This window comes from Bacillus sp. 01N42_2 (genome assembly GCF_056399565.1).
The window spans coordinates 48,900-59,869 of sequence record NZ_JBFTRO010000011.1 but is presented as its reverse complement, the minus strand read 5'-3'; the positions used below and the strand labels follow the sequence as shown (position 1 = coordinate 59,869).

Below are 10,970 nucleotides of genomic sequence, written 5' to 3'. Positions count from 1 at the left end.
AGGTACGTTTTGTCTTGTTTAGTTTTCAAAGATCATTACCGCTTGTTGAAGCAGCTTTATTATCTTACCACTCAGCTTCTTTTATGTCAACAACTTTTTTCAAGTCGTTTTCGAAGCTTTTTGTTGTTGTCTGCTGTTCATCAGCGACGAATAATAATATACCATGCATCCGCTAAATATAGCAAGTGTTTTTTTCATCTTTTTTTAAAACTATAATTCGTTATATTCATCTCCGCTGCGGCATACGATGTAATCAAGCATGGACAAGATAAGGAGGCGTCATCAGTGAACCACTTCTACGTGTGGCACATCAAAAGGATAAAACAGCTGCTTATTATTATTATTGCCGCATTTGCAGCAGCCAGCTTTTTTTATATACAGAGAGCTGTCCCCCTTCCTGTATTTTTGACTGATAACGGTCCAAAAGCGATTTCTAAAGGGGAGACGAAATCAGACGAAGTGGCATTAACATTCGATATCAGCTGGGGTGATGAAAAGGCGGTTCCGATTCTGAACGCGCTGAAGGCAAACGGCATTAAAAACGCCACTTTTTTTCTGTCAGCTTCTTGGGCGGAACGGCACCCGGACACAGTCGAACGTATGATTAAAGACGGGCATCAAATCGGAAGCATGGGCTATGCGTATAAGAACTATACCAGTCTAGAGGATCAAGACATCAAGAAGGATATCCTCAGAGCCCAGACAGCATTTAAGAAAATGGGTGTGAAGAATGTTCATTTACTCCGCCCGCCGACCGGACAATTTAATAAAAAGGTTCTTACCATTGCACAGCAGTACCGCTATTCAGTGGTTCATTACAGCATTAACTCACAGGATTGGAGAAATCCCGGCCCTGATAAAATCATTGAAAATGTAAACAGTCATATAAAAGGCGGCGACATTGTTCTGCTGCATGCCTCTGATTCAGCAACACAAACGGAAGAAGCGCTCCCCGCCATCATTCACAATTTAAAGCAAAAGGGTCTTAAAAACGTGACTGTCGGTGATCTGATCGCAAATACTGACGTCAAGTCATCAGAAGTGAAATAGGCTACCTCTGGGCAAACTTCGGCAGCATTAACAGCTGAAATGCGTTGCAGCCCATCAGCGGAATCAGCATCAAATAAAGCCAGTCCTCATTATTCACCCTTAACGCAGGAACCCATTCAAGCGCTGTAATAACAACCATTAAAAATAACGATGAAACGAACGTATTTTTTGAGGACTGCTTTTGTTTTATATATGCCGTTAACAGGCCGACGGCAAGAAGGACAAGCGGAAGCCAGACAAACCCTGCAATCGAGTCATCCCGCTCACCAAAAAACAAAAATCTCACATACATTAAATCAAAAGCAACAAACAGAATGATAAACAGCTGAAGCAGATTCCAAAGCGAGCTTGATCTGAGGATTTCAAGGGCGAAACGGTGCACTGTCAAAAATACGAAAAATCCCATTTGACTGATCACACTGAAGATCATGCCTACTCCGATAAACCAGATCAGAACGGAGAAAATCTGACCGGCCTCAAAATTCAGAAAGAACCCCTTGTACTCCCCCCACTTCAGTGCAAATCCCACGACGCTTGTAATAAGAGCGCCCACAGCTAAAATCGAAAAGAAAAATCGAACAAGCCCGCGGCTTTTCATCTCTTATTCATCCTCCTGACAATCGCGTTCAGCGATATTTTGTTATGTATAAATCCATTCCGGTGAATCATATTAAAAGTAAGAACAAGTAAGGAAGGAGCTTACGCATGTCAAAAGCCAAAACGCTATTGATAAGCTGTTTTGTTGTATTATCTGTAACAGCTTGCGCTCCAAAAGACCAAGCAGCGGATATGGATTATGACCAGACTAAAAAAATGGTTGTCGATATATTAAAAACAGATGATGGAAAAAAAGCAATTAAGGAAATATTAAATGACGATGCGATGAATGAGGCATTGGTGATTGATCAGAATGCCATTAAAGGCACAATAGAGAAAACCCTCACCTCTAAAAAAGGGGCGGAGTTCTGGAAAACCATCTTTGAAGACTCAAAGTTCGCCGAGAGCTTTGCAAAGACACTTCAGCCCGAGCACGAAAAAATCATAAAAAAACTGATGAAAGACCCTGATTATCAGAAAAGTTTTATGCAGATCATGCAGGATCCCGGCATGGATAAAAAATACTACGAGCTGGTGAAAAGCCAAAAATTCCGCAGTTACTTAGAAGATGTGATTACAGAGACACTTTCCAGCCCGCTTTTCAAAAAGCAATTTGAGGATGAACTGAAAAAAGCGGCTTCAAGCTCTGAAAAAGAAAGCTAATAAAAGGCCGGGCCGTATTGATCCCGGCCCCTTTTTTATTCAGCCGTTTTTTTCAATAACTTTTTGGGCGATCCCCATATAAATTTCTCCGATCGGATGGCTTCTGTCATAAACAGAAGGCGCAAACTGGTCTTTGTCCCAATCAGGCTGTTTTAAAGGAATTCTGCCAAGCAGCGGCACCTGCAATTCCTCTGCAAGCTTATCCCCTCCGCCTTGGCCGAACACGTATTCTTTCTCGCCGGTTTTTGCACTTTCATAGTAAGCCATATTTTCAATGACCCCTACCACTTCATGATCTGTCTTAATCGCCATAGAACCCGCTCGCGCCGCTACAAATGCAGCTGTAGGATGCGGCGTTGATACGATAATCTCTTTGCAGCTCGGAAGCATCGTATGTACATCGAGCGCAACATCCCCCGTGCCCGGCGGCAGATCAAGAACGATATAGTCAACCTCTCCCCAGTCAACCTCATGGAAGAAGTTGTTCAGCATCTTACCGAGCATAGGCCCTCTCCAAACAACCGGAGCGTTCTCTTCGACGAAAAAGCCCATAGACATGACCTTTACTCCAAATCTTTCGACAGGAAGCAGTTTTTCTCCTTCTACTGTCGGACGAACTGTAATACCCATCATGTCAGGCACGCTGAATCCGTATATATCCGCATCGATCAGGCCGACTTTTTTGCCGAGCCGAGCAAGAGAAATGGCCAGATTGACGGAAACCGTTGATTTGCCGACCCCGCCTTTTCCGCTTGCCACTGCCAGAAAGACCGGCGGATGTTTCCTATTCAGCAGGGTTTCGCTTTCAGACGCCGGCTGGCTGAATTTCGCCAATGTCTCTTCCGGCAGCTCTTCAAACCGAAGACCGACAGTTTCCGCTCCTGCTTCTTTCAGAACGGATACCATTTCCTGCTGAATGCTCATTTGCTCAGCCGTCCCCGTTTTTGCCAATGCAATTTTCACACTGACATGCCGTTTTTCCGGCTTGATCTTTACTTCCTTAACGGCATCCAATTCTCCCAGCGGTCTATGAAGAAAAGGTTCGCGCATTTTTCCGATTATATTTCTTACTTCATCTTCTCTTATCATCGAACCCTCACCCTTTGTGTATTCGTTTACAAGTGGTATTATACCATATATTAATTATAGAATCGGCGAAAAACCCTCCTTACTCGGGAGGGTCGCCTTTCTCTGTGAAGTATCTCAATACGCCCTTATACACGGAAGAAGCGATGATATCCTGATATTTAGGCTGGCCGAGCCTCTTCGCTTCTGCCGGATTGGATAAAAATCCGATCTCCACCAGCGCGCCCGGTTTGGTTACATTCTGCATTAAGTATATGCCGTGTATCCGTTTCGCCTTTCTCGTCGTATTCTCCAGGTTAATTCTCAGTTCATCTTGTATATACTTTGCCACTTTTTCATTCTCTTCGTATTTTCCATAGTAGAAACTTTGGGCGCCGCTCCATCTCGGTGACGGTATGGCGTTCAGATGAATGCTGATATAAAGCTCCGCCTCTGAACGGTTGATGAGTTCCACACGCTTTCTAAGGTCTTCCGCTTTGCGTCTGCTGTAGCCTTTCGTCCCTTCAGGCGCCAAGTCGGTATCCGTCTCCCGCGTCATGATGACCAAAGCCCCTTGCTCCTGTAAATAATCTCTCACCCTGGAGGCCACCTCAAGAGTAATATCTTTTTCAAGATGACTGCCTCCCGTGGCGCCGCCGTCCGGTCCGCCGTGTCCCGGATCGAGATAGATGATTTTCCCGCTCAGCGGCAGGCTCCACGGCCGCCAGGAATCATCATTATGAAATTGAAACCGGAATAAACACAATAATATGATAAAGCCAAGTAAAAAACCGAGCCATTTCAGTTTTTTTCTCATACTTTTCCCTCCCGCTTGTCCCCGTTATTAATAAGTATGGGACAAGGGAAGAAATTATGATTACCTCATGCGGAGCTTACATTGTTTTTCTCTTTGCAGGAATCCTTCCGTCCACCAGCTGTTGATAAACCGGCAGGACGCTTCATAGATTTCTTTTTGTTCTACGGAAGAATATTGCTCATGCGTCCAATTGCAAAGATATTCAAAAAAATCGACCGTCAGTTCTTCCTCTTCTTCAGCCGAACGCGCGTTTGCCCTCTGCAGGGACTCGCCATAATAGCCAAAGACGCCGAACCGGCCGCCTAATAAATACGCTTCTATTGCAAAATCTATGCATCCTTCACTGAGAATGCCGTTTTCGTCCTGAAAAAAGGGAAACAAGGGGGTAAGACACGCTTTTACGGATTGAATGATTTGCGTCAGTGACAGCTCCTTGAGTAAATTTTTCTCAAGCTCATAATCCTTCTGCCGTTTCACGTCTGAAAAAGATAAAACCTCTGCCATTGCCATTTCACTCTCCTTTTTACTGTTATTTTGAAAGGAATAAGGAAAAAGCATGCTTTGTTGATAGTGGAAATCCTCCCAAATGAAGGGGTTTCATGTTAACTGGGAGAATAAAGAGCAGAGGTGACGTTATGAAAAAGCTGTTTCAATACAATTGGACGGTGCGTGATGAGTGGTTTGCGATATGTGAGAAGCTGAGCCGAGAGGAACTGACGAAATCCCGGACGGGCGGAATGGAGAGCATCTTGCGGACTTTATTTCATATCATTGATGTCGAGATCAGCTGGGCTCGTGCCATTTTAGGTAAAGCTGATGTTTTGCCTGCTGAGTCTGATTATGCCAGCATACAGGATCTCCGGAAGCTCTCTGAACAGTATCGGGAGGATGTCATTCAAGCGGTCTCCGGCAAAGGAACGGATCTTGTTAAGCCGGGCTGGATGGACCAAACCTTTCATAAAGACGATATTCTCCGCCACATCCTTGCGCATGAGATTCACCATATGGGACAACTGTCGGTTTGGGCCAGAGAAATTGGAATAGAACCGGTTTCAGCTAATGTGATCAGCCGCCCGCAGTAAAAAGCCGCAAAAAAACAGCACCGGTGACGGGATGCTGTTTTTATATTTTGATGCTTCTTGTGACGGAGTATGTATTAATGTATTCATCCAGAACGAGGCCGCCCTTGTCCTCATAAAAGCCGGCAACCATGAAGCCTGCGTCAATCTGGCCTTTAATTTGATCCTCTAACGTATGGCCGAATTCAAATGCTTCATGATTCTCAATGAGTTCCTTTACTTTTTTCTTGCTCAGATCTTTTTCATCCGAAAACGGAATGGAATACTTTACTTTTAGGACGCCCTCCTGCTCTAAATCCATATCAAATAAGAACACGACGGGATTTACAAAACCGGAGACTAACGATCCGCCCTTTTTTAATACGCGATAGGCTTCTTTCCATACCGGAAGAACTGAATCAACAAAGCAATTCGATACCGGATGCACGATAAAATCAAATGACTCATCATCAAAACAGCTCAGATCATTCATGCTGCCTTTGACAGTCCGAAGTGTAAGGTGATCCCGTTCGGCAACCATTCTGTCTTGCGCAAGCTGCTTTTCCGAATTGTCAAAGACGGTGACATCAGCACCTGCAGCAGCCAGCACCGGGCCTTGCTGTCCTCCTCCTGAAGCGAGACAAAGAACCTTCAAACCGTCTATGGATGGGAACCAATCCTCCGGCACGTCTTTTGCGGGGGTCATTCTGATGCTCCAATTGCCTTTTTTCGCTTCACCAATCGTATGGGAATCAACCGCAACCGTCCATTCATTGCCCGTTTCGACTTTTTTATCCCATGCCTTGCTGTTATGTATGGCTAACTGATTCATTATAACTGCGCTCCTTATTGGTAATGAATAGAGTATAACAAAACAATTCTAGAAAAACATTGGATAACCTCTTCGATATGAGAAAAAAATACAAAAAAACCACAACCAAGAAGTTGTGGTTTTTGCAATCCAAACCGATTAACGTTTTGAGAACTGAGGTGCACGACGAGCGCCTTTAAGACCGTATTTTTTACGTTCTTTCATACGAGCGTCACGAGTCAGAAGACCAGCACGTTTAAGTGTTGCACGGTATTCTGGATCTGCTTCAAGCAAAGCACGAGCGATACCATGACGGATTGCTCCAGCTTGACCAGATAAGCCGCCTCCATGTACGTTTACTAAAACATCATAAGTACCAGCTGTTTCAGTTAAAGTTAATGGTTGTTTGATATCTTCGATTAGAGCTGGAGATGGAATGTGCTCGCTGATTTCACGATTATTAACGACGATACGACCTTCTCCTGGAACTAAGCGCACACGCGCTACAGAACTTTTACGACGGCCAGTACCGTAATATTGAACCTGTGCCAAATTGGTAACCTCCTTTTTAATTAACCGCGAAGTTCGTAAACTTCAGGTTGTTGTGCTTGGTGTGGATGCTCAGAACCACGGTATACGTTCAATTTTTTGAACATTTGACGACCTAGAGAACCTTTTGGAAGCATGCCTTTGATAGCAAGCTCAAGCATTTTCTCAGGGTAGTTTGTACGCATTTCAAGAGCAGTTCTTGATTTCAGACCGCCTGGGTGCATTGTGTGACGGTAGTAGATTTTATCAGTTAACTTTTTACCAGTTAACTCGATTTTTTCAGCGTTGATGATGATCACATGATCTCCAGTATCAACGTGCGGTGTGTAAGTTGGTTTGTGTTTTCCGCGAAGGATAGATGCAACTTCTGTAGAAAGACGTCCTAGAGTCTTGCCAGCAGCATCAACAACTAACCACTTGCGTTCAATAGTACTTGCGTTAGCCATAGGTGTTGTACGCATTGAATTTCCCTCCTAAATGATCTGTCATTTTCAATAAACTTCTGTTACGTTCTATTTCACAACACAATAAGTTCCGGGGCTTATCGTGGGGTTGAAATACATACCATATGATATCTTATAACTTTATGCAGACTCTGTCAAGAAAATGTTACACCTGGTTTAGTTGTCATAGCAAACGCTCCATAAATACAGCCCGTGCCCCGGTGCGGTGCGCCCCGCGGCTTCGCGATCCTTCGCTTCCAGCATTGCTTTTACATCATCAGGAGAAAATTTTCCAGTTCCTGTGTCCAATAACGTTCCGGCAATGATTCTGACCATATTATACAGAAATCCGTTTCCGATGATCCGCATTTGCAGGCCGTCTCCGGTCTCAGTCCAATCCAGTTCGTAAACTGTTCTGACTTTATCCTGAACCGCGGTATCAGCCGCACAAAAACTTGTGAAATCATGTGTCCCAATAAGGTGCATTGAAGCTTCCCTCATTTTCTGCACATTAAGCTGATATGCAAAATGGTAAGCGTAATGTCGTTTAAATACGTCCGGGTGTTTCTCCGTATATACAAAGTAGCGATATTCCTTCTGGACTGCGCTAAATCGTGCATGGAACCCATCATCCGCAATCTCTGCTGTTTTGACGGCAATATCATCAGGCAGCAGGGCATTGAGCGCAAACGGCCATTTTTCAGCCGGAATGGATAGCGGCGTATCAAAATGAATGACCTGCCCGGCAGCATGAACATCGCTGTCAGTGCGGCCCGATGAGATGACAGGCACCCTGCCGTCCGTTTTGTGGATGACGGCGAGCGCCTTTTCCAATTCACTTTGAACGGTCCGTTTTCCAGGCTGAACCTGATATCCGTTAAACAAATGCCCGTCATAAGCAATGGTACATTTCATTCTCATTCAGCAGCACCTCTAACTTCTTAAGAAAAACAATAATACGGCTAATACGATGATGAGCAGAATGGCTCCGGTATCCTTGCCGGTCCAGACAAGCTTTCTGTATTTCGTTCTCCCCTCACCGCCCTGGTAGCCTCTCGCCTCCATGGCGACCGCGAGCTCTTCCGCGCGTTTAAAGGCGCTGACAAACAGCGGAACAAGCAGCGGAACAACAGCTTTGATTCTGTCTTTCACCGGGCCGCTTGTAAAATCCGCCCCCCTCGCCATTTGCGCCTTCATGATTTTATCCGTCTCCTCCATCAGCGTCGGAATAAAGCGCAGCGAAATCGACATCATCAACGCGAGTTCGTGTACGGGCAGCTTCACCTTTTTAAATGGATTCAAGAGCTGCTCCATTCCATCCGTTATTTCAATCGGCGTTGTCGTCAGCGTCAGCAGCGTCGTCATAAAGATGAGGTAGACGAAACGGAGAGAGATAAAAATCCCCTGTACAAGTCCGCCCTCATACACTTTAAACCAGCCAAGCTGAAAAATGACAGACCCTTCATGCGTCATGAAGATGTGCAGTAAAAACGTAAACGCCACAATCCAGATAATCGGCTTAAGCCCCTTCAGTAAAAAGCTGAAAGGCACTTGCGTTAAGGCGATCACCCCGAATGTAAATAAACCGAGCAAAGCGTACGTCTGCACGTTGTTTGCCAAAAAGACGATACATACAAAAAGAAAGATGCTGACAAGTTTTGTTCGCGGGTCCAATCGGTGAATAAGCGATGAACCGGGAACATACTTTCCGATAATCATGCTGTCCATCATTGGTCCTTTTCCTCCTGAAAGAAAGCCTTAATTTCGCTGGCGGCATCCTGCAGGGTCAGCATGGGTTTCTCACACTTGACGCCGAGAGCCGTCTCGAGCCGTCTCTGAAACTTCACCGATTCAGGAAGATCCAGGCCCATTTCGGCCATCTCTTCACCTTTTGCAAACAAGTCGCGCGGACTCCCCGTCGCTTTAATGGTTCCTTTGTGCATGACGATCATCTCGTCGGCATAGCGGGCGGCATCCTCCATACTGTGGGTGACGAGAACGGTAGTCAGGTTCCCGCGCTTATGAAGCGCATAGAACATGTCCATAATGTCCTGGCGCCCTCTGGGATCAAGACCGGCCGTCGGTTCATCCAAAACCAGCACTTCCGGCTCCATCGCGAGAACGCCGGCAATCGCCACTCTGCGCATCTGACCGCCGCTGAGCTCAAACGGCGAACGATCCAAAATGTCTTCCGGGAGGCCCACAAGCTCCAGCATCTCTTTCGCCTTTCGTTCAGCGTCTTCTTTTTTCACACCGAAATTCATCGGTCCGAATGAGATGTCCTTCAGCACAGTCTCCTCAAACAGCTGATGTTCGGGAAATTGGAAAACGATTCCGACTTCTTTCCGCAAAGTCTTAAGATTTTTATTCTTTTTACCGGCTGCCAAAATCGTGCTGCCGAGTTCCAGCTGTCCTTTAGTAGGTCTCAGCAAACCGTTTAAATGCTGTAAGAGCGTCGATTTGCCCGACCCTGTATGCCCGATGACGGCCACATAGCTGCCCTCTTTTATCACGGCATTGATATCATACAGAGCAAGCCGTTCAAACGGTGTCTTCATTTGATAGCGATGTTCTACATCTTTGATTTTAATGTCCACAGCTCATTCACCAGCCCTTCCTGAGTCAGATGGTTTTTCGTTAACGCCAGTCCGCTTTCTTTTAAAAGCAGGCTGAGCTGGAATGAGAAAGGCAAATCAAGACCGATGCGAACCAAGTCTTCATTTAATTTAAAGATCTCTTCAGGCGGGCCTTCTGCATACTTCCTGCCGCCGTTCATTACAATGATTCTGTCCGCCCTTGCGGCTTCTTCCAGGTCATGTGTAATCGAAATGACGGTGGCCGTGCCCTGATCTTTTAAGCGTCTGACAGTATCAAGGACTTCTTCTCTCCCGATTGGGTCAAGCATGGATGTCGCTTCATCCAAAATCATAATATCAGGACGCGCAGCAATAATCCCTGCGATCGCCACTCTTTGTTTTTGACCTCCGGAGAGATGGTGCGGCTCTTGATCAAGAAAATCCTGCATATTGACTTGTTTGACAGCCCAATCTACTCTCTCGATCATTTCTTCGCGCGGAACACCATTGTTTTCTAAACCAAAAGCCACATCATCGCGAACCGTTGTTCCTACAAATTGGTTATCGGGATTCTGAAAGACCATCCCTATTTTTTTTCGCACATCCCACACGGTATCTTCAGTCAGTTTGATGCCGCCGACTTCAATATCTCCGGCCTCAGGCAAAATCAGTCCGTTCAGCGCTCTGGCCAAAGTCGACTTCCCTGAACCATTGTGGCCTACGATAGCAAGCCATTCTCCTTCGTATACCTCCAGACTCACACCGTCCAGCGCCGGTCTTTCTGCATCTTTGCGGTATCGAAATAAGATGTCTTTTACGGATATAAGCTGTTTTTGATCCACGGGTGCCTGGCCTCCTCTCAGCTATAGCTCTGCTTTTCTGTCTCATAATAAAAAGTTCTGGTATCTAAAAAAAGGGCATAGATCCAGTTAGAAACTGTCCCGCCCTTCTTTAGATACACAAAAATATGTGATTAAACCAATTCGATGATTGCCATTGGTGCACCGTCACCACGGCGAGGACCAAGCTTCATAATACGTGTGTATCCGCCTTGGCGCTCCTCGTAACGAGTTGCAATGTCAGAGAATAATTTTTGAAGTGCATCTTGGTTATTTTCTTCATTTGCAACCTCGTTGCGAATGTATGCAGCAGCTTGACGACGAGCATGCAAGTCACCGCGCTTACCAAGAGTGATCATCTTTTCAACAACAGAGCGAAGTTCTTTCGCACGTGTTTCAGTTGTTTCAATTCTTTCGTTGATGATCAAATCTGTTGTAAGATCACGAAGCATAGCTTTACGCTGTGAACTCGTACGTCCTAGTTTTCTGTATGACATGTGAT

Annotated in this window: 15 protein-coding genes; 3 read left to right on the top strand and 12 right to left on the bottom strand. The window is 45.5% G+C overall.

Annotation, left to right across the window (positions count from 1 at the left end; translation table 11 throughout):
- Positions 1-285 precede the first annotated feature (285 nt).
- The gene (pdaB, locus tag AC1DN5_RS18370; protein WP_016935885.1) at positions 286-1,050 is read left to right on the top strand and encodes a polysaccharide deacetylase family sporulation protein PdaB; all 765 of its coding nucleotides are present in this window, start codon (positions 286-288) and stop codon (positions 1,048-1,050) included.
- A 1-nt stretch (position 1,051) separates the two neighbouring features.
- Here the strand turns inward: pdaB and kbaA are convergent, their stop codons facing one another.
- Complete coding sequence (gene kbaA / locus AC1DN5_RS18365; protein WP_063096303.1) at positions 1,052-1,648, bottom strand: KinB-signaling pathway activation protein; 597 nt, start codon at positions 1,646-1,648, stop codon at positions 1,052-1,054.
- A 107-nt stretch (positions 1,649-1,755) separates the two neighbouring features.
- On the opposite strand from kbaA, the gene gerD reads away from it, so the two are divergent.
- The gene (gene gerD, locus AC1DN5_RS18360) at positions 1,756-2,310 is read left to right on the top strand and encodes a spore germination lipoprotein GerD (RefSeq protein WP_016935887.1); all 555 of its coding nucleotides are present in this window, start codon (positions 1,756-1,758) and stop codon (positions 2,308-2,310) included.
- A 39-nt stretch (positions 2,311-2,349) separates the two neighbouring features.
- Here gerD and AC1DN5_RS18355 read toward each other — a convergent pair whose 3' ends face one another.
- From AC1DN5_RS18355 to AC1DN5_RS18345, 3 genes are all read right to left on the bottom strand, one after another.
- Positions 2,350-3,399 carry an Mrp/NBP35 family ATP-binding protein gene (locus AC1DN5_RS18355; RefSeq protein WP_016935888.1) on the bottom strand — a complete coding sequence of 350 codons (1,050 nt, stop codon included), beginning with the start codon at positions 3,397-3,399 and terminating at the stop codon, positions 2,350-2,352.
- Between the two features lie 79 nt (positions 3,400-3,478).
- Positions 3,479-4,192 (bottom strand): N-acetylmuramoyl-L-alanine amidase CwlD, encoded by a 714-nt coding sequence (gene cwlD / locus AC1DN5_RS18350; RefSeq protein WP_016935889.1) that lies wholly within the window; start codon positions 4,190-4,192, stop codon positions 3,479-3,481.
- A 60-nt stretch (positions 4,193-4,252) separates the two neighbouring features.
- The gene (locus tag AC1DN5_RS18345; RefSeq protein ID WP_029575198.1) at positions 4,253-4,696 is read right to left on the bottom strand and encodes a DUF2521 family protein; all 444 of its coding nucleotides are present in this window, start codon (positions 4,694-4,696) and stop codon (positions 4,253-4,255) included.
- A gap of 131 nt (positions 4,697-4,827) precedes the next feature.
- Between AC1DN5_RS18345 and AC1DN5_RS18340 the strand changes: the two genes are divergently transcribed.
- A complete protein-coding gene (locus AC1DN5_RS18340; RefSeq protein WP_049627787.1) occupies positions 4,828-5,274 on the top strand; it encodes a DinB family protein in 447 nt (148 codons plus the stop codon).
- 40 nt (positions 5,275-5,314) lie between these two features.
- Here the strand turns inward: AC1DN5_RS18340 and AC1DN5_RS18335 are convergent, their stop codons facing one another.
- From AC1DN5_RS18335 to rplQ, 8 genes are all read right to left on the bottom strand, one after another.
- Positions 5,315-6,082 (bottom strand): class I SAM-dependent methyltransferase, encoded by a 768-nt coding sequence (locus AC1DN5_RS18335; protein ID WP_016935892.1) that lies wholly within the window; start codon positions 6,080-6,082, stop codon positions 5,315-5,317.
- A gap of 138 nt (positions 6,083-6,220) precedes the next feature.
- Positions 6,221-6,613 carry a 30S ribosomal protein S9 gene (rpsI, locus tag AC1DN5_RS18330; protein WP_003225846.1) on the bottom strand — a complete coding sequence of 131 codons (393 nt, stop codon included), beginning with the start codon at positions 6,611-6,613 and terminating at the stop codon, positions 6,221-6,223.
- Positions 6,614-6,633: 20 nt separating this feature from the next.
- Positions 6,634-7,071: a 50S ribosomal protein L13 gene (rplM, locus tag AC1DN5_RS18325; RefSeq protein WP_013350824.1), complete on the bottom strand. Its 438-nt coding sequence runs from the start codon at positions 7,069-7,071 to the stop codon at positions 6,634-6,636.
- Positions 7,072-7,230: 159 nt separating this feature from the next.
- Positions 7,231-7,974, bottom strand: coding sequence for a tRNA pseudouridine(38-40) synthase TruA (gene truA / locus AC1DN5_RS18320; protein WP_095242179.1), 744 nt, complete (start codon positions 7,972-7,974; stop codon positions 7,231-7,233).
- Positions 7,975-7,986: 12 nt separating this feature from the next.
- On the bottom strand, positions 7,987-8,784 hold the full coding sequence (locus AC1DN5_RS18315) for an energy-coupling factor transporter transmembrane component T family protein (protein ID WP_095242180.1): 798 nt from the start codon (positions 8,782-8,784) through the stop codon (positions 7,987-7,989).
- Positions 8,781-9,650: an energy-coupling factor ABC transporter ATP-binding protein gene (locus tag AC1DN5_RS18310; protein WP_366970179.1), complete on the bottom strand. Its 870-nt coding sequence runs from the start codon at positions 9,648-9,650 to the stop codon at positions 8,781-8,783. The genes AC1DN5_RS18315 and AC1DN5_RS18310 overlap by 4 nt, the downstream gene beginning before the upstream one ends.
- Positions 9,626-10,471: an energy-coupling factor ABC transporter ATP-binding protein gene (locus tag AC1DN5_RS18305; RefSeq protein ID WP_016935896.1), complete on the bottom strand. Its 846-nt coding sequence runs from the start codon at positions 10,469-10,471 to the stop codon at positions 9,626-9,628. Before AC1DN5_RS18305 ends, AC1DN5_RS18310 begins: the two co-directional genes overlap by 25 nt.
- 131 nt (positions 10,472-10,602) lie before the next feature.
- On the bottom strand, positions 10,603-10,965 hold the full coding sequence (rplQ, locus tag AC1DN5_RS18300; RefSeq protein ID WP_003156550.1) for a 50S ribosomal protein L17: 363 nt from the start codon (positions 10,963-10,965) through the stop codon (positions 10,603-10,605).
- Positions 10,966-10,970: the final 5 nt, after the last annotated feature.

Bases quoted from the DNA above. Each gene is read 5' to 3' on its own strand.
- AC1DN5_RS18335 (WP_016935892.1), bottom strand. From the start codon at position 6,082: ATGAATCAGTTAGCCATACATAACAGCAAGGCATGGGATAAAAAAGTC.
- cwlD (WP_016935889.1), bottom strand. From the start codon at position 4,192: ATGAGAAAAAAACTGAAATGGCTCGGTTTTTTACTTGGCTTTATCATA.
- kbaA (WP_063096303.1), bottom strand. From the start codon at position 1,648: ATGAAAAGCCGCGGGCTTGTTCGATTTTTCTTTTCGATTTTAGCTGTG.
- gerD (WP_016935887.1), top strand. From the start codon at position 1,756: ATGTCAAAAGCCAAAACGCTATTGATAAGCTGTTTTGTTGTATTATCT.
- AC1DN5_RS18340 (WP_049627787.1), top strand. From the start codon at position 4,828: ATGAAAAAGCTGTTTCAATACAATTGGACGGTGCGTGATGAGTGGTTT.
- truA (WP_095242179.1), bottom strand. From the start codon at position 7,974: ATGAGAATGAAATGTACCATTGCTTATGACGGGCATTTGTTTAACGGA.
- AC1DN5_RS18355 (WP_016935888.1), bottom strand. From the start codon at position 3,399: ATGATAAGAGAAGATGAAGTAAGAAATATAATCGGAAAAATGCGCGAA.
- rplQ (WP_003156550.1), bottom strand. From the start codon at position 10,965: ATGTCATACAGAAAACTAGGACGTACGAGTTCACAGCGTAAAGCTATG.
- AC1DN5_RS18315 (WP_095242180.1), bottom strand. From the start codon at position 8,784: ATGATGGACAGCATGATTATCGGAAAGTATGTTCCCGGTTCATCGCTT.
- AC1DN5_RS18345 (WP_029575198.1), bottom strand. From the start codon at position 4,696: ATGGCAGAGGTTTTATCTTTTTCAGACGTGAAACGGCAGAAGGATTAT.
- rplM (WP_013350824.1), bottom strand. From the start codon at position 7,071: ATGCGTACAACACCTATGGCTAACGCAAGTACTATTGAACGCAAGTGG.